The 17559-nt window shown below is 66.1% G+C and carries 18 protein-coding genes; 7 read left to right on the forward strand and 11 right to left on the reverse strand.

Features of this window, described 5'->3' with window-relative positions:
• Positions 1–45 precede the first annotated feature (45 nt).
• The 3 genes from AUCHE_RS05945 to AUCHE_RS17830 are packed head-to-tail and all read right to left on the reverse strand — an operon-like array spanning position 46 to position 3529.
• Positions 46–642, reverse strand: a complete 597-nt coding sequence (locus AUCHE_RS05945) for a molybdopterin-dependent oxidoreductase (protein WP_006502374.1) — start codon at positions 640–642, stop codon at positions 46–48.
• A gap of 22 nt (positions 643–664) precedes the next feature.
• Positions 665–1996 (reverse strand): class II 3-deoxy-7-phosphoheptulonate synthase, encoded by a 1332-nt coding sequence (locus AUCHE_RS05950; RefSeq protein ID WP_006502375.1) that lies wholly within the window; start codon positions 1994–1996, stop codon positions 665–667.
• A 57-nt stretch (positions 1997–2053) separates the two neighbouring features.
• A complete protein-coding gene (locus tag AUCHE_RS17830) occupies positions 2054–3529 on the reverse strand; it encodes a lysophospholipid acyltransferase family protein (RefSeq protein WP_006502376.1) in 1476 nt (491 codons plus the stop codon).
• A 189-nt stretch (positions 3530–3718) separates the two neighbouring features.
• Between AUCHE_RS17830 and AUCHE_RS15550 the strand changes: the two genes are divergently transcribed.
• Positions 3719–4189: a hypothetical protein gene (locus tag AUCHE_RS15550; RefSeq protein WP_006502377.1), complete on the forward strand. Its 471-nt coding sequence runs from the start codon at positions 3719–3721 to the stop codon at positions 4187–4189.
• Between the two features lie 62 nt (positions 4190–4251).
• Here the strand turns inward: AUCHE_RS15550 and AUCHE_RS05965 are convergent, their stop codons facing one another.
• Genes AUCHE_RS05965 through AUCHE_RS05980 form a run of 5 tightly spaced genes read right to left on the reverse strand, consistent with a single transcriptional unit; the run spans position 4252 to position 7641 of the window.
• Positions 4252–5226 (reverse strand): ROK family glucokinase, encoded by a 975-nt coding sequence (locus tag AUCHE_RS05965; protein WP_006502378.1) that lies wholly within the window; start codon positions 5224–5226, stop codon positions 4252–4254.
• Between the two features lie 51 nt (positions 5227–5277).
• Complete coding sequence (locus AUCHE_RS16555; protein WP_006502379.1) at positions 5278–5670, reverse strand: hypothetical protein; 393 nt, start codon at positions 5668–5670, stop codon at positions 5278–5280.
• Positions 5660–6736 carry a hypothetical protein gene (locus AUCHE_RS05970; RefSeq protein WP_006502380.1) on the reverse strand — a complete coding sequence of 359 codons (1077 nt, stop codon included), beginning with the start codon at positions 6734–6736 and terminating at the stop codon, positions 5660–5662. Before AUCHE_RS05970 ends, AUCHE_RS16555 begins: the two co-directional genes overlap by 11 nt.
• Positions 6737–6740: 4 nt before the next feature.
• Positions 6741–7184, reverse strand: a complete 444-nt coding sequence (locus AUCHE_RS05975) for an SRPBCC family protein (RefSeq protein ID WP_006502381.1) — start codon at positions 7182–7184, stop codon at positions 6741–6743.
• 34 nt (positions 7185–7218) lie between these two features.
• On the reverse strand, positions 7219–7641 hold the full coding sequence (locus AUCHE_RS05980) for a polyketide cyclase / dehydrase and lipid transport (protein ID WP_162137223.1): 423 nt from the start codon (positions 7639–7641) through the stop codon (positions 7219–7221).
• 169 nt (positions 7642–7810) lie between these two features.
• On the opposite strand from AUCHE_RS05980, the gene AUCHE_RS05985 reads away from it, so the two are divergent.
• Entirely contained in the window at positions 7811–9622 is a 1812-nt protein-coding gene (locus tag AUCHE_RS05985; protein ID WP_006502383.1) for an AMP-dependent synthetase/ligase, read from the forward strand.
• A 64-nt stretch (positions 9623–9686) separates the two neighbouring features.
• Here the strand turns inward: AUCHE_RS05985 and AUCHE_RS05990 are convergent, their stop codons facing one another.
• Positions 9687–10883, reverse strand: a complete 1197-nt coding sequence (locus tag AUCHE_RS05990; RefSeq protein WP_006502384.1) for a hypothetical protein — start codon at positions 10881–10883, stop codon at positions 9687–9689.
• A gap of 69 nt (positions 10884–10952) precedes the next feature.
• Between AUCHE_RS05990 and AUCHE_RS05995 the strand changes: the two genes are divergently transcribed.
• The gene (locus AUCHE_RS05995; RefSeq protein ID WP_006502385.1) at positions 10953–11231 is read left to right on the forward strand and encodes an Lrp/AsnC family transcriptional regulator; all 279 of its coding nucleotides are present in this window, start codon (positions 10953–10955) and stop codon (positions 11229–11231) included.
• Between the two features lie 6 nt (positions 11232–11237).
• Here the strand turns inward: AUCHE_RS05995 and trpD are convergent, their stop codons facing one another.
• Positions 11238–12296 carry an anthranilate phosphoribosyltransferase gene (trpD, locus tag AUCHE_RS06000; protein WP_006502386.1) on the reverse strand — a complete coding sequence of 353 codons (1059 nt, stop codon included), beginning with the start codon at positions 12294–12296 and terminating at the stop codon, positions 11238–11240.
• A gap of 2 nt (positions 12297–12298) precedes the next feature.
• Positions 12299–12754, reverse strand: coding sequence for a response regulator (locus AUCHE_RS06005; protein ID WP_006502387.1), 456 nt, complete (start codon positions 12752–12754; stop codon positions 12299–12301).
• A gap of 233 nt (positions 12755–12987) precedes the next feature.
• Between AUCHE_RS06005 and ctaE the strand changes: the two genes are divergently transcribed.
• From ctaE to qcrB, 4 genes are read left to right on the forward strand one after another with little or no spacing between them, the layout of a single operon-like run.
• Complete coding sequence (gene ctaE / locus AUCHE_RS06010) at positions 12988–13650, forward strand: aa3-type cytochrome oxidase subunit III (RefSeq protein WP_006502388.1); 663 nt, start codon at positions 12988–12990, stop codon at positions 13648–13650.
• 51 nt (positions 13651–13701) lie between these two features.
• A complete protein-coding gene (gene qcrC, locus AUCHE_RS06015; RefSeq protein WP_006502389.1) occupies positions 13702–14487 on the forward strand; it encodes a cytochrome bc1 complex diheme cytochrome c subunit in 786 nt (261 codons plus the stop codon).
• A gap of 60 nt (positions 14488–14547) precedes the next feature.
• Positions 14548–15702 (forward strand): cytochrome bc1 complex Rieske iron-sulfur subunit, encoded by a 1155-nt coding sequence (qcrA, locus tag AUCHE_RS06020; protein WP_006502390.1) that lies wholly within the window; start codon positions 14548–14550, stop codon positions 15700–15702.
• Positions 15699–17525 (forward strand): cytochrome bc1 complex cytochrome b subunit, encoded by a 1827-nt coding sequence (gene qcrB / locus AUCHE_RS06025; RefSeq protein WP_006502391.1) that lies wholly within the window; start codon positions 15699–15701, stop codon positions 17523–17525. The genes qcrA and qcrB overlap by 4 nt, the downstream gene beginning before the upstream one ends.
• Positions 17526–17559: the final 34 nt, after the last annotated feature.

Genomic DNA, 17559 nt, shown 5'->3' on the forward strand with positions numbered 1-17559 from the left:
GGGAAGCATTCTCTTCCTGCCGGCCCTGCCCGTCGGATGTCGGGTCTACTCCTGGTGTGCGTACCGTTCTTCCCGCCACACGTCCCCGGTGACGTGATAGCCCTGCCGTTCCCAGAATCCCCGCACCGGTTCTGTCGAGTACTCGATCTGGAGGACCCATTTCGGGCCCTTCCATCCATAGAGATGCGGCAGGACCAGTCGAGCCGGCCAGCCTCGTTCCGGGGTCAGGCTCTCCCCGTTCAACGAGGTCGCCAGGAGGGCCCTCGGCTGTGAGAGATCGTCCACTGTGACTGTCGCGCTGTACCCGTATGCGGCTGAGACCAGGGCGTAGGCGGCGTCGTCCGCCGGGGGGAACAACCTGACCAACTCGCTGGTCGGCACCCCTGCCCAGACCACGTCGAAGACACTGTGCCGGGAGACGCAATGATGATCCGCAGTGACCTTGATCTGGGGCATCTCCGACAGATCCGTCCAACGGAGGAAGTGATCCGTCCCGTCCAGCGTCGCGCCGGTGATACTGAGCTGCCAACGCCCGAGGTCGATCCGCGGAACCCGCCCGTAGTGGACGACGCGCATCTCCTCACTGCGCCGTTGACCTGGCGGCAGCTGACGTTCCTCGGCGAAGGCATCGTCCTGGGTCACGGGGTCACCTCTTCCTGAAGCCTTACGAGGAGGCGAGCATTTCAGCCACGACGAAGGCCAGTTCCAGACTCTGCTGGTGATTCAGTCGCGGGTCGCATGCCGTTTCGTAACGCAGCTGTAGGTCTTCGTCGTGCAGGTCGATCGCTCCGCCGAGACATTCCGTGACGTCGTTGCCGGTGAGCTCGACGTGGATACCTCCGGGCCAGGTGCCGGCCGCGCGATGGGCCTCGAAGAACCCGCGCACCTCTGCGACGATGTCGTCGAAACGCCGGGTCTTGTAGCCGGTCGCCGATTCGAAGGTATTCCCGTGCATCGGGTCACAGATCCAGGTCGGTTGCAGGCCTTCGGACTTCGCCGCTTCCAGGAGAGGGGGCAGGCCCTCCTGGACTCGTTCGGCACCCATCCGGACGATCACCGTCAAACGACCGGGTTCACGGTCCGGGTCGATCTTCTCGGCCAACCCCAGTAGATCCTCCGGTGTCGCTGTCGGACCGATCTTGACCCCGACCGGGTTTCGGATGCGACGGACGAAATCGACATGGGCTCCGTCGAGTTGGCGGGTCCGTTCCCCGACCCACAGGAAATGCCCGCTGGTGGCATAAGGCCGGCCGGTGCGGCTGTCGATCCGGGCGAGCGGGTGCTCGTAGTCGAGCAACAACGCTTCGTGGCTGGCCCAGACATCGACCCGACGCATCGCCTCGAAGTCGGCACCGCAAGCCGCCATGAAACGCATGGCCTTGTCGATGTCACCGGCCATCCGCTCGTACCGATGATGTGCCGGGTTGCGGACGAATCCTCGGTTCCAGTCATGGACGTGCCGCAGGTCGGCGAAACCTCCCTGGGTGAAGGCCCGCATAAGGTTCAAGGTCGCGGAACTGGCGTGATAGGCCCGTACCAGCCGCTGCGGATCGGGACGACGCGACTGCGGGGTGAAGGCGTAGTCGTTGATCATGTCACCGCGGTAGGCGGGCAGGACCTGATCGCCACGGTGCTCGGTGTCCTTGCTCCGCGGTTTGGCGTATTGTCCGGCGATCCGGCCGACCTTGACCACCGGGGTACTCGCCCCGTAGGTGAGCACCGCCGCCATCTGCAGGAGAGTCTTGACCCGGTCACGGATGTTGTCGGCCGTTGCCGAGGCGAAGGTTTCTGCACAGTCGCCACCCATGAGGACGAAGGCCTCGCCTCTCGACGCCGCTGCCAGTTTGTCGCGCAGGATGTCGCATTCCCCGGCGAAGACCAACGGTGGAAAGGTCGCCAAAGACGCTCTCGCCGAGGCGAGAGCGTCCGGGTCCGGCCATGTCGGTTGTTGAGCTGCCGGTAGGTCGGCCCAGTCCAGGATGGTTCGTGCGCTCACGCCCCACAGGCTACCTGGCGGGCAGAGTCTCCCGGTCAGGGTCCGGATGACGAACGTTCAGCTCTGCGACGAACCCTTTCCGACCTGCGATGCTCCCTCGCCGGAGGATTTCCTTCCTCGCTGATCCCCTTCGGGTCCGGGTCCAGTTCCTTGCCGGGACGATGACTGTCCGGCGGCCGCGTCGACCGGGCCGGCGAGATCCTTCCCCGCCGAGGCAGAATTCTTCCCTGCAGGATCTTCCTCAGCGGAAAGCTCTCCCGCAACGGCGTCCGACGGTTGCTGTTCGCGTTCGTTCTCCGGTTTCTCCTGCAGTTCCTCCGCACGCACATGCAATTCTTCGGCGCGGCCGTGCAGTTCACCGGCACGGTCCTGGAGCGCTCCGGCTTTGGCCACGCTGTCGGCCCGGGCCTGCGCGAGCCAGCCCTCTGCGATGGCTGCGCCCTCCGCGGCCTGGCTCCAGGCCTTGGCCGCTCCTTCGGCCGCCTGCGCACGTACCTTCGTCAAGGCCTCGTCGGCCTGCACGAAAGTCTTCTCCGTCGCTTCCACAACCTGTGCACGGGTCTTCTCCGTCGCCGCGCGGGTCTTCTCGGTCGCTTCCATCACCTGCGCCTGCAGACGTTCCGTCGCCGCAGTGGCCTCGTCCCGGGCTCGGGAGGTCGCCTCAGTGGCCCGTTCGAGCGCCGCCGCATATTCCATCCGGGCCCACTCGGCGTACTCGTCGGCCTGCATCCGTGCCCTCGCGGCGGCGGCCACGGCCTCGTCCCGCGCCCGGGCAGTCGCGGCAGCGGCCTCCGCCCGGGCCTTCGCCGCCGCAGCATCGGCCTGTGCCTTGGCCGCGGCCATCATCCGCTCGGCCTTCTCCTGGATGGCCCGTTTGCGATCGGCAGCGTACTCGTCGACGTATTCCTGACCCGACAGATCGCGCAGGGCAGCCATGACTTCGTCGGTCACCTGACGCAGGAGCACATGGTCGTCCTCCCGCCCGGCAAGGTGGGAGAAGTCCATCGGCGCACCGATACGTACACCGACCTGGGTGATGTTCGGGATGATCTGGCCGGTGGGCTGCGCCTTGTCCGTATCGATCATCGCCACCGGGATGATCGGCACGCCTGCGGCCAAGGCCAGCCGAGCCATCCCGGTCTTGCCTCGGTAGAGACGGCCGTCGGGGGAGCGGGTTCCCTCGGGGTAGATCCCGAAGAGTTCCCCGCGGCGCAGGATCGCCAACCCGCTCTCCATCGCAGCCCTGCTGGCGGCACCACCCGAACGGTCGATCGGGATCTGCCCGACCCCACGGAAGAAGGCTGCGGTCATCCGCCCCTTCACCCCGGTCCCGGTGAAGTACTCCATCTTGGCCGGGAAGGTGATCCGCCTGGGGAGCACCAAGGGCAGGAAGAACGAATCCGAGAAGGACAGATGGTTGCTGGCGAGGATCGCCGCACCACTGTCCGGAACGTGCTCCAGCCCTTCGACCTTCGGACGGAAGAGCACGGTCAACACCGGACCGACCGAAACCTTCATCAACCTGTAGAACATGGCAGCGACCCCTCCTTGACGGCCGTTTGACTCTACGACACTCCGAGGCATGTCGCGGTCCCTCATCGCTCTCGCGGTCGACATGTCGCCATGGAAGAATGGGAGGTGCCTCACCTCCGAGGCGCCCATGTCACGGTTTCCGCCGTTCCGACATCCTCCCCGTCTCGCCGCGCCGCCTGGAGACCCCTGATGACGAAACCGACTCCGCAGGACCGAACCCCGGACGACGAGCGCATCGACGCAGCTTTCGCGGCCATTGTGGCCGAGTGGGAACGGGACACCGGTCCGGGGAGATCGCACACGGCTACGGAGAAGACGAACTCGTCCCCGGTCCTTCCGGCACGTCCCGAACCACGACGTCCGTCCTTCGCCGTGGCACCGGAGGGCTGGCGGGTCCATCTACCGCCGGAGGAAGTTCCCGAGGACGACGACTTCGAAGAACCCGACCCGCCGCTGCCCCGGGGCGACCTCCAGTTCTGGGGGGCGCTCGCCGGGATCGTCGGCGGTCCGGTGGTCTTCGTGGGCTGGGCGTTGACCGGGCCCCACACCACCCACCTCCCCCTGTGGCTGTCCGGGCTGGCGACGGCGGCCGGATTTGCACTTCTGGTACGGAAACTGCCCGAACAACATGACGAGGGCGATGACGGGGCCCGCGTCTGATCCTCCTCCGGCTCCGGTCCGATAGCGGCGGCCAGCCGCCGTCCCTGCTGGGATGCTGCGGTTCAGCAGCCCTGGATCTCGCTCCAGGCCAGGTCGGCGGCGCCGATGAGCCCGGCGTCATTACCCAGCTGCGCTCCCACGATCTGCGCAGCAGGACGGTACCCGCGTCCGGGCAGACGTCGGTGGAAGGCCGCCGCGGCCGGTGCGATCAAGAGATCTCCCGCCGCGCTCACCCCACCCCCGATAACAAAGAGCGAGGGATCAAGCGCCGCAGCAAGATTGGCCAAGCCGACGCCGAGCCAATGCCCGATCTCCGCGAGAAGTTCCACCGCCGTGGGATCGCCTTCCCGGGCAGCCGCGGTCACCAGAGGACCGGTCAAGGGACCCCCGTCGGCACGTAGTCGCACCGCAAGATCGGTCGCGATAGGCGAGCCCGCGTCGATCATCGACCGGGCCTCCCGCACCAGAGCATTCCCACTGGCGTACTGCTCCCAACATCCACGGTTACCGCACTCGCACCGTTGACCGTCAGGGACCACCTGCATATGGCCGAACTCACCGGCCAATCCCCAACGCCCCCGGTCGATCCGTCCTTCCCGGAGAATGGCTCCCCCGATTCCGGTGCCCAAGGTGATCATGACCATGTCTTCCTGGCCACGAGCCGCACCGAAACGCCATTCCGCCCAGGCCGCGGCATTGGCGTCGTTATCGACGAAGACAGGCGCGTCGATCCTGCTGCGCAACGAGTCCCGCAGACGCTCATGACGCCAGGACAGGTGCGGGGCGAAGAGGACGGTCGCGCGATCGCTGGACACCCATCCGGCGGCGCCAACGCCCACCGCGCGAACAGCGACGTCGGCTCCGGCAGCCTCCTGAAGCTGCTCGACGACCGACACGATCGTGTCCTCGACGACCTGGGGACTGGTCGACCGGTTGGGCGTCGCCGCTCGGGCACGATGCAAGATCTGGCCCTCGCCGGTCACGACCCCGCCGGACACCTTCGTGCCCCCGATGTCGATGCCTACTGCGACATCCATCCTCTGTTCTCCTTCACGCGCGAACGGCCGGTACGGATGGGCCGCGCCGGGTCACCGTCGCTTTCCGTCGGTCACCGGGATATCCCGACGCTCCACCCGCCGGTACACCGTGGGCGGCCGCCCCCCGTGTCTCCCGCGGGTTTCCTGCGGCGATCCCGCAGGGGATCGTACGCCGTCGACTCCGTCCGGCGCCCATTCCTCCAGCGACACGCCCACGCGCCCGAAACCCTCGCGGGCCAGCGCAGCGGCCCGCACCGCGAGCTCCGCCCACCGAGGAGAAGCCCGCCCCGCACCCTTCCCAGAAGTCGAGTCACCCTGCGCCGAAAACGGATCCGGCTGTCCGGCCGGACGAGGACCCCGCCCATCCCTCGCCACCCCTGCAGCCGACCCGGTGAGTACCTCAGTCAACAGTTCCGCTTCCCGGGCCACCCGGTCATAGGTCACGTTCGCGCCACTCCCCTTCCCGCCAGAGCAGATCGATCACGATTTCACCGTCGACGACCCGAGCTGCCTCAGGCTCGCAACGACGCACCGCCGACGGCAGCGCCAGCAGGTGGGCGACCCCGTGCACGACGAGCGTCAGATCGCTTCCCCGTTGCTCCAGACGGATATCTGCAGCCTGCGTCCAGGGCAACGGCATGCTCCACTGCAAGCGCGTGGCGCACTGCGGATCCTGGACGATACGCGCACGCGGCCGCGAACCTACCGACGCCGGAAGGACCCCCGACAGCAGCGGTGCCGCCCATTCCTCGGGCCGTTCGGCGAAGGCACCGTTCGCAGCGAGCCGGGTCGGACCGACCCGGACCGGTGCGAAAGGCCGCCAGTAGTTCGCACTCTCTTCTTCCTGGCCCTCCGAGATCTGGACGAGCAGACCTGCGCTCATACCCGCCAGCAGGAGCCCGGGGACACTCCGGCGGATCTTAGCCTCGTCCAAGGGGCGTCCGCTGGTGACCAGGTGGAGCACGCTACCGGCGTCGGTGAGCCGATCAGCCCCGGCTTCGATGTGGGCCAATCCGGAGAGCAGCGACTCGGTGACCCCAGCGACCGCGCCCCACGGCCCGGTCACCGCTTCGAGAAGATGGCGCATCACCCACGGAACCCGGGTGCACGCCCGGATGAGCGACCCCGCTCGGTACAGATCCCCCAGATCGACCACCAGGATGTCCACGTCCTGGAGACAGCCGGACAGGGCCGCCAGGACCTGCCAGCTGTCGGCGCCGGGCAAGCCCCGCCACTCCTCGGCGATCTCCCCGGGGCACCCCTGGGAGACCAGGAGATCGGCCAAGGCCTGGTCCGTATCCCCCCACTTCGGCGTCACGGCGAGATCGACGACATCGAGCATGCCCCTTCCCGCGTCCCCGGTGGGGAACGGCCTGTCGAGGCTGACGGGATCTGCGATGTGCGCCAGTCTGACCTTGTGCCCCTCGGCCGCCCAGGCTGCAGCCAGCGCCGCACTCACGGTACTCACACCGGCACCACCGACCCCGGTCAGCAGATGGAGATCAGGCAAGTGTTCAGCCTTCGCAGCGTTTCTTCAGCCCGTCCAGGGCGCCGGTCACGATGCTCTTCTCAGCCTGCCGTTTGAGCATCCCGGGCACGGCGAGGTCGACGTCGACGGTGAGTCGGTAGGTGACCCGAGTTCCTCCGCCCTCGGCACAGAGGGAGTACGAGCCGTCCATCGCGGTGAGCTTCTCCCCTCGGACCAGTGTCCAGGAGATGACCCCTTGGCTGTCCTCCTCGATGTCCCAGGTGTAGTCGAGCACGTAGGTGTCCTTGAAGATCCCGGCGTCCACCACGAACTCGACATGTTCGGGCCATTCCTCCTCGTCCTGGGTCAGCACCCGCACGGACTGCATCTGCGAGGTCCACTGCGGATAGGCCTCGACATCGGCGATGACATCGGCCACGACGGTGGGGGAACTCTCGACGTAGATGCTCGATTCGGTGTGATCTGCCATGGGCCGACCGTACCGTTGTCGACGGGCGGAGAACTCACGAATCCTGGAGATGTTCGTCCGTCAAAGGACGGGCGGACTGTCCCCCGTGGACCTCCCAGACACGCCTGTCCGGTTCGAGCCGATCCTTCAGCGCCGTGACAAAGCGTTTCCACCTGCGAACATGGGCGTACTCAATGCGTCTGGCATGCCTGCCGAGGGCATCGGCGCGGATATAATGATGCACGATCGTGCCGTCCCAGAAAGGTTCCAACCACACCTCGAACTCGCCCCGCAGGACACCCTCGACATGCCAGATCGCACCCAAGTGTCCACGATCCTGGTGTAAGGTCGCGCGAACGTGGGGCCATACGTTGGCGACATTGTCGCCATGACGGAAGACAGCGGCCAGAAGGGCTGGGGACGCCTCGATATATGTCTCGTCGACGATCTGCACCTGATGTCGCGTCGAATCCCACACCACACCAGGATGTGTCAGGAGGGCGCGTCACGTCACGTCACGTCCACAACCGGCCTTGTACGCGGGCCATGGCGCGTTATCGGTGTCACATCATCGAAGGCGGTCACTGTGCGTGACCAGCGGGTAGTGTCCAGCGGCAGCCGCACTGCTGCAGCTTACGGAGGGATCCATGCGAGAGAATTCTGTCCCCGTCCTCGCCACGTCGACGGAGACGAGTCTTGGCAATATCACCGCACGCAATGCGCGCATAGCTCCCGATCGTGTGGCCCTGAGCCGCCGCTTCCCCGGATCGACCGACTGGGTGGATGTCACCTGCCGGGAATTCGACGAACAAGTTCGAGCCCTCGCCGCAGCCTTCCTCGCCGCAGGTCTGAACTGGGGCGACCGGGTGGCGGTGATGAGTCGCACCAGATACGAGTGGACACTGGTCGACTTCGCCCTGTGGACCGCAGGCCTGGTCAGCGTGCCCATCTACGAGACCTCGTCCTCCGAACAGGTGCACTGGATCCTGTCGAACAGCGGATGTCGCGCGATCGTCGTGGAATCCGCCGAACACCAGAAGACGGTCGAGAAGATCCGCGACGACTGTTCGCAGATGGAATTCCTCTGGCAGATCGACGCCGGCGATCTCGACCGCCTGTCCGCCCAGGAATGTGACCAGCGGCCCTTGCAGGAGGCTGCGAAACGCACCACCCGGCAGGACCTCGCCACGATCATCTACACCTCAGGGACGACCGGACGCCCCAAGGGGTGTGAGCTGACCCACGACAACTTCCTCCAGCTGTCGCAGAACGCCGCAGGTTCCCTCCCCGAGATCGTCGGTGACCCCGAGGCCTGCACCCTGTTGTTCCTCCCCCTGGCCCATGTCCTGGCCCGTTTCATCCAGGTGCTGGGCATCGACGTCGGCATGCGGGTGGGACATGCCCCTGATATCAAACAGCTCCTGCCGGACATGGACTCCTTCCGCCCGACACTGCTGCTCGCGGTCCCGCGCGTCTTCGAGAAGATCTACAACTCACTCGACCAGAAGGCCGCCACCGAGGGTAAGGGCCGGGTCTTCCGGCTCTCGGCCCGGACCGCGATCGCCTACAGCCGAGCCGTCGACACCGGTTCGGTATCCATCCCCCTGAGGATCCAGCACAAGGTGTTCGACCTCCTCGTCTACTCCAAGCTGAGGGCGGCGCTCGGCGGGCGTTGCCTGTGGGCGATCTCCGGCGGAGCTCCCTTGGGCTCCCGGCTCGGCCACTTCTTCCGAGGAGCCGGCATCAACATCCTCGAGGGTTACGGCCTGACCGAGACCACGGCACCCACCAACGTGAATCTCCCCAGCTCGAACGGCATCGGCACCGTAGGACTCCCCATGCCTGGGACTTCGGTCCGGATCGCCGACGACGGGGAGCTCCTGGTCAAGGGGATCGGGATCTTCCGCGCCTATCACGGCAACGAGGAGGCCACCGCACAGGCCTTCACCGAGGACGGCTGGTTCCGCACCGGTGATCTCGGTTCTCTCGACGAGGACGGGCGACTGGCCATCACCGGGCGGAAGAAGGAGATCCTGGTCACCGCAGGGGGGAAGAATGTGGCCCCCGCCCCCCTGGAGGACGCGATCCGCGCTCACCCCCTGGTCTCCCAATGCATGGTCGTCGGTGATCAGCGGCCCTTCGTCGGTGCCCTGGTGACCTTGGACTCGGAGATGATCTCCATCTGGGGACAAGCCCACGGCCGCACCGATCTCACCTGGGACAACGCGCATACGGACCCGCTGGTCCTCGAACATCTCCAAATGGCGGTGAACCGGGCCAACGAGAAGGTCAGCCGCGCCGAGAGCATCCGTAAGTTCGTGGTCCTCGAGACGGACTTCACCGAGGAGAGCGGGCATCTGACCCCCTCGCTGAAGATCCGGAGGACCGTCGTCGCCCATGACTTCGCCGACCAGATCGATGCCCTGTACGGCACCGGTGGACCGCCCTCGGCAGGCTGACGGTCCTGCGGGGCAGGAGACGTGGGGTGGGTGTGCAGAAGCATCCTCGCAGATGCCTGCACACTCACCGTCCGCCCAGTGAGGACACCCTCTTCCGCCACGCGGACTCCAGGTCGGGTAGACGCCATCCGGTCACGGACCGTAGGGAATCGACCACGCCCGGACTGCCGGCCCTTCGTCCACGGGCCTGACGCACCCAACGGCACAGAGCTTCCTCACCATGGGTCTCTGCCACGATCCGGCAGGCCAACCAGGCAGAGGCATAGGCTTCCTGACGGGCCTGACCGGAGAAGTCCTTGTCCTCGGGGAGCCCATCGGGCGGGCCGTGCCGGGCAACTCTGCGTGCCAGATCCGCCGCGACGGCTTCCTCCGGTAAGGAGGTCCTCCGGTAGGCGATGTACTCGCAGAACCCCTCGTCGAGCCACAACGGCCGAGGCCCGTCCAGATCGCGTCGCAGCACCAGATGGGTGAACTCGTGGGCCAGGACGATGGATTTGCCCTCGGCCACCAGACGCCCCCACATCTGCGGATTCACCACCACCCGGTCGGCACCCACACTGCGCCCCTCACGAACCGCTCCAACCGTGACCGCCGGGATCTGCCCACCGCTCCCGGGCTGTGTCGCCCATCTCTCGTAATGGGCGACCGCGACAGGCATCAACACCACCGGCCGGCATCTCTCCCCCGACCACAGGTCGTGCACCTGCGCAACAGCTCCATCGGCCCGAGCGACGGCCTCTGACAGGAGCGCGGGCGATCCCCCACCGACGACCAGACAGTCCGCCCCCCTGCGGACCTGAGCCGAAGCCTCCTCCCAGGGGAAGGATGCCTCCCCGACCCTGCGCGGAAGCCGGTCGTCCAGTTGCCACCAGGTCATCCCCGTCGCCGCGACCCGGTCGACCCCCTCGATCCGGTAGCTCAGCTCAGCGCCCAGGCGCTGCCCGGCCCTGCGGAAAGCCCCGTAGGAGACTTCACGCACGCCCAGCGCCTGCATCACCGCGAATGCGCCTGGCCCCTCGTCCAGACCCGACTCGGACCGGACACTCCCGACCCAGCCGACCTCGTCCCCACGGGCATAGGCCGCGGCTCTCCCCGACAGAGCCTTCTCCAGCCCGGAGAGCTCCGGGTCGGGGGAACGTCCAGGTCGGGAAGAAGGAGCAGGATCGGCGCAGGCCGTGATCGTCGCGCCGCAGAACAGAAATGCGCCCCCGGCCGCGCCGCGCAGGACATCCCGCCTGCTCACGAATTCTGCCGAGGACATCTCGTCATGGTAGGTCCGGTGCGATGGCTTCCGAGCAGGTCTGTGGACGTGTCCGGTTAGAGTGTCGGAGTGATCACCGCCATCGTCCTCATCCATGCCGACGTCGACCGGATCCCCGAAGTGGCCCAGGACATCGCAGGTCAGCCAGGTGTACGTGAGGTCTATTCGGTCACCGGTGACTGCGATCTCATCGCCGTCGTCCAGGTCGATCAACACGAGGAGTTCGCCGACGTCATCGCCGACCGGTTGAACAAGACCTCCGGGGTACGCAGCACCCGCACCCATATCGCCTTCCGGCAGTACGGTTCCGCAGACATGGACGCTGCTTTCGAGATCGGGCTCGACTAAGCAGCCTCAACCGGCGCGATAACCGCAGGTGGCAGACCGCCACCGCTCCAAGCTGTCCGCGGCTGACCCCGTGTCGATCGACGCCTCGGCCCGGTCCATCCCCTGTCGTAGATCACGGACGAAGGCACCCTGATCCGACCCACTGCTCGGACCCATGACCGCCAAGGCCAGACCGGCGTTGAGCACCACCGCGTCACGGATCGGCCCCACTCTGCCGGAGAGAACCTCCCGAACGACCTGCGCGTTCTCAGCCGGGCTCCCACCCCGCAGAGACGACAACGGCGAGACGGGCACCCCCAGTGTTTCAGGGTCAACGACATATTCGCGTACCGATCCACCCCGCACCCACCACACCCGCGACGTCGTGGAAATCGTCAACTCGTCCAGACCGTCGTCGCCCCGCAGCACCGCAGTATCCTTCCCCCGGGCGGCAAAAACCCCCGCCACCAAGGGAGCCAAGGCAGGATCGGCGACACCGATCGCCGCGTGACTGGGTCGCGCCGGATTGGTCAACGGACCCAGGATGTTGAAGACCGTCGGTATCCCCAGATCTCGACGTGGCCCCGCCGCATGGCGCATCGCAGGGTGGAAGACCTGGGCGAAGCAGAAAGTCATCCCTGCCGTGCGAGCCACCTCGGCCACCTGATCCGGTGAAAGGTCCAGGACCACCCCGAGCTCCTCGAGGACATCAGCGGTCCCCGAACTCGACGAGGCCGCACGGTTACCGTGCTTGACAACGGTCGCTCCGGCCCCGGCACAGACCAGGGCCGCCATCGTCGAGATGTTCACGCTGTGCGACCCGTCCCCTCCGGTACCCACGATGTCCAGAGTGGGCCCGGGCACCACGATCGGCCGGGCGTGCGCCAGCATCTCCTCCGCAATGGCCGTCAGCTCGTCCACCGTCACGCCCTTGGCGCGCAAGGCGACCACGAAAGCTGCGAGCTGCGCCGGGGACGCCTCACCGTTCATGATGCGACGCCACGCCCAGGTCGCCTCCGACGGAGCCAGATCACGACCGGACAACACTGCGGTCAGTACTGTGGGCCAGGTGGGACCGGCCGCCATGCTCAAACCGGGGTCACCGCTTCCCGAGAAGACGTCTCGGCGACCACCTTCGCCATCTGCACCGGATCGAGCGGATGAGGAACCACGCCGTCGGCATAGGACCAGGCCGCGAGCCAATCGTCCTGCGGACGCCCGGTCAAGACCACCACGGGAGGACATTCGAAGATCTCGTGCTTGAACTGGCGACACATCCCCAGCCCGCCGTAGGGCGCCGACTCGCCGTCGAGGATCAACAGGTCGAAGGTGTTCGACCGAACTGCCTCCTCGGCTGCGACCGGGGTCGCGCACTCGAACCACGACTCGATCTCCACCTGGCGGGAAGGACGTTTACCGACGGCGACCCGCACGGCGTCACGCGTGGACCGGTCGTCGCTGTAGAGAAGGACACGCAGACGACGGGGCACGGCGGCATCCTCGGTTGCTGCGGCGTCGACAGCGGATTCGGGGGAGGTGCTCATAGGGGGATCCTACCCGCGCCGGTCCACTACGGACGCCCGTACCTCTTCTCCTCGGAAGCCGAAGGCGCGGACGCCCACTCACCCCGACCTGACTGGCTCGCCTACCGTGAAAACGCAGGTCCGCCCACCGCTCGTCCGGGACAACCGACCGCTGAGCGACGATCTGTTCGACGCACCGCCTAGCCCTGCTCAGCACGCCGGATCGCCGCCGATCGTCAGGCAATATTGCGGCCGTGGCGACCGATACCTCCGTTCATTCCCCCGCACCTCGCGTGATCCCCGGGCACGGCCCGGTCACTCGACCCAATATGGCGTCGGTCGCGACCATGGTGTGGTTGGCCAGCGAACTGATGTTCTTCGCCGGACTCTTCGCCATCTACTTCACGATCCGCTCCGTCCGACCGGACCTGTGGAGCGACGGCACCGCCAAGCTGAACTTCTGGTTCGCCTTCATCAACACTCTGATCCTGGTCATCTCCTCCATCTGGTGCCAGTTCGGAGTCTTCGCCGCCGAGCAGGGCCGAGGATCACGCACCGGGAAGCTCCTGACCCGCCACCCGCTCAAGGAATGGGGCATGCGTGAGTGGTACGTCCTCACCTACCTCTTCGGTGCAGTCTTCGTCGCCGGACAGGTCTGGGAGTACGCGACCCTCACCTCCGAGGGCATGACGCTCAGCCACAACGCGTACACCTCGGCCTTCTACATCACCACCGGTTTCCACGGCATCCACGTGACCGGTGGCCTGATCGCCTTCCTCCTGATCATCGGACGCAGCTTCACCTCACGCCGCTACACCCACCGACAAGCCACCGGCGCCATCGTCACCTCCTACTACTGGCATTTCGTCGACGTGGTGTGGATCGCCCTGTTCATCACGATCTACATCCTGAAGTAACCAGCACACCCCGCCACACCACCTGCGCTCCGACCCCAAGGAACCACTGACGTGAAAGCCCTCGCAGCCCGCCGTCGACACCCCGCCGCCTTCGCCGTCCTCCTGCTGATCGGGCTGTTGATGACCGGCGGCGCCTACGCCTTCTTCGCTCCAGGCCCGGCGCAGGCCGAAGCCGGTTCCTCGTCCCAGGACGTCGAAACCGGCAAGAAGCTGTTCATGGCGAACTGCACGACCTGCCACGGCGCGAATGCCACCGGCACCGCAGACGGGCCCAGCCTGGTCGGCGTCGGCGCCGCAGCGGTGGACTTCCAGGTCGGAACCGGTCGGATGCCCCTCCCCCAGCAGAATGTCCAGGCCAAACGCAACAAGGTGCAGTTCAACGACACCGAGATCAAACAGATGGCCGCCTACGTCGCATCGCTGGGCCCCGGCCCTGCAGTGCCCGACCAGAAATACACCACCACCGAGGGAGCCAACCTGGCCCGGGGCGGCGACATCTTCCGGGTGAACTGCGCCATGTGCCACAACTACGCCGGATCCGGCGGTGCTCTGACCAGAGGCAAGTTCGCGCCCCCGCTGCGGGGTATCGAAGGCAAACACCTCTACGAGGCGATGCTCACCGGGCCGCAGTCCATGCCGGTCTTCAACGATCAGAACATCACCCCCGAGGAGAAGCGGGATGTGATCGCCTATCTGCACGAGCTGGACAAAGCCAACAACTCCGGCGGGCACACCCTGGGTTCCTTCGGCCCCGTCGCCGACGGTTTCTTCCTGTGGCTGATCGCCATCCCGATCATGATCGGCTCCGCCATCTGGCTGGGTCGCAAGGCCGCCTGACCCTCTCCTCCCAGGACGACCACGCCGCAAGGCAGGTCTCGGTACCGACAGGAACGACGAATGAACGAGAACGGCTCCCACTCCGGGGCGACAGGGAACGGTCGCCCTGAGAACCCGCACGTGACCGGGCACGAAGTGTCCTTGGGGGACGGGCACGTCCCGGGCACCGCGGTAGCTGTCACCGATCGCTTCGAGAACCCGGGTCTCCCCCCGCACGTCCTGCGGCACGCCGATGTCGACGAACGTGCCGCCAAACGGGCGGAGCGCCAGGTGGCGGGGCTCTTCGTCCTGTCCATCGTCGGCACGATCGGTTTCCTCGTCGCCTATTTCACCGTGCCGATGAACCACATGGTCTTCGTGCCTTTCTTCGGGAACCTGGACCTGCTGCACACCCTTTTCGGGATCTTCCTCGGCCTCTCCCTCCTGGGGATCGGGCTGGGTGCCGTGCACTGGGCCAAGACCTTGATGCCCGACGAGGAGGTGGTCGAACATCGTCATCCGACGGTCTCCAGCGAGGAGGACCGTCGCGGAGTACTCGACACCCTGCACCGCGGGATGGAACAGAGCCAGCTGGGCCGACGCAAACTGATCCGTACCGCAGGCGGGATATCACTGGGGATCTTCGCCCTCCCCTTGCTGGTCCAGGTCGTCGGCGGACTGGGCAAGATGGGCGACGCCGAACGGGAACTGCGCAACACCTTCTGGCGTAAAGGGTTGCGGCTGATGACCGATCCGGAGAACCGGCCGATCAAGGCCGCAGATGTCACGCTCGGATCGGTCTACCACGTCCTTCCCGAGGGCATCCACGACAAACCGAAGCAGAAACCTGCACCAGGCCAGACCTTCGAACACGACGAGAACCTGGGCGTGCTCGAACGCAAGGCCAAGGCCGCGGTCCTCCTCATGAGGTTGGACCCTGCGAAGTTCGTCAGTGCCAAGGCACGTGACTGGGGTTTCCAAGGCATCGTGGCGTACAGCAAGATCTGCACCCACGCCGGTTGCCCGGTCGGCCTGTACGAACAACAGACCCACCATCTCCTCTGCCCCTGCCACCAGTCGACCTTCGATGTCACCAATGACTGCGAGGTCGTTTTCGGCCCGGCGAAACGCCCCTTGCCGCAGCTGAAGATCACCGTGGACAAAGAGGGCTACCTGGTCGCCGACCAGGGATTCATGGAGCCTGTCGGACCGAGCTTCTGGACGCGTGCGCGATGACCATTCATTCTTCTCCCTCCTCGCAGGAGCGCGCCCGCGCCGCTGCGGACTCCCTCCGCGCCGAGGACGTCCCACCGCCGCGGGCCACGGACCGTCGCGGTTCACAGGACGGCGGTGCTGCCAACTGGTTCGACGAACGCACCGGGGCTGCCAAGCCTCTGCGGTACCTGATGAACAAGGTCTTCCCCGACCACTGGTCGTTCATGCTCGGCGAGATCGCGATGTACTCCATGCTCATCGCGTTGATCACCGGGGTCTTCCTCACCTTCTGGTTCGTCCCCAGTGCCGGGCACGTCGTCTACGACGGCAGCTATGTCCCCCTCAAGGGGCTGCCGATGTCCGAGGCCTACGCCTCGACCCTCAACATCAGCTTCGATGTCCGGGGCGGGCTGCTCATCCGTCAACTCCACCACTGGTCGGCGCTCTTCTTCGTGGCGGCCGTGGGCTTGCACGCCTGTCGTGTCTTCTTCACCGGCGCTTTCCGCAAGCCACGTGAGATCAACTGGGTCATCGGAACGGTGCTCCTGCTCCTGGCCTGTATCGAAGGCTTCGCCGGCTACTCGCTGCCCGACGATCTGCTCTCCGGCACCGGCATCCGGGTGATGGAGGGCTTCGTCGAGTCCTCACCGATCATCGGTTCCTATCTCTCGTACATGATCTTCGGTGGGGCTTTCCCCGGGGAGCACATCATCCCCAGGTTGTACATCGCTCACGTCCTGCTGGTGCCGGCCCTCATCATCGGCCTGTTCACCGCGCACCTCATCCTGGTGATGGTGCACAAACACACCCAATACCCCGGCCCGGGCAAGACCAATGACAATGTCGTCGGCTTCCCGGTGATGCCGGTGTACGCGGCGAAGGCCGGGGGATTCTTCTTCATCGTCTTCGGGATCATCGCTCTGATCTCCGGGCTGGTAGCGATCAACCCGGTCTGGATGTACGGACCTTACGACCCCTCCCCGGTCACCGCGGATTCCCAACCCGACTGGTACATGGGGTTCGCCGACGGTGCCCTCCGCCTGCTGCCCGGCCAGTTGGAGTTCGAGATCCTGGGGTACACCCTCAGCCTGAACTTGGCGATCGGGTCGATCATGTTGTTGCCCGTGGTGTTCACCCTCATGGGCGCCTACCCCTTCTTCGAAGCCTGGGTGACCGGTGACCATCGCGAACACCACCTGTTGGACCGCCCCCGTAATGCTCCGGTCCGTACCGCGATCGGGGCGGCGGCCCTGACCGCCTACCTGGTCATGTTCCTCGCCGCAGGCAACGACTTGATGGCGATCAAGATGGGATTGTCCATCAACGACATCACCCGGGCCCTGCAGGTGCTCTTCTTCGTCGGCCCGGTCCTTGTCTTCTGGGTGACCAAGCGGCTGTGTCTCTCCCTCCAGTTGGCCGACCGTGCCAAGGTTCTGCACGGCCACGAGACAGGACGCATCGTCTTCAGCGAACGGGACGGGTTCTCCGAGGCCCATGAACCCCTGGACCCCTACCAGCGGTGGAACCTCGTCCAGCACGAGTCGCCGCAACCTCTGCTCACCGGGCGTCACACCGACGCCATGGGTAATGCGGATCCGAAGGCGAAACACGGAAGAGCTCGCTCCTTCTTCTCCCGCTTCTACTTCTCCGACCGGGTCGAACCGGTCACCCCAGCTGAGCTCAGCGAGGCGCAGAGCCACCACCACGACTACGCAGCCGTCCTGCTTCCGGATCCGGCCGGGCGTGGACCACAGGCTGTCGGGCATGGCGACCCGCAGGGTCAGCCCTCGCAGGAAAGCGCCTCTGCGGACCAGCCTGTGGGGAAGGGCCCCAGCGCCGGCTGACATTTCACGGCGGGCTGAGGGCCGTCCACCTGGA

This window comes from Austwickia chelonae NBRC 105200, from assembly GCF_000298175.1.
Lineage (GTDB): Bacteria > Actinomycetota > Actinomycetes > Actinomycetales > Dermatophilaceae > Austwickia > Austwickia chelonae.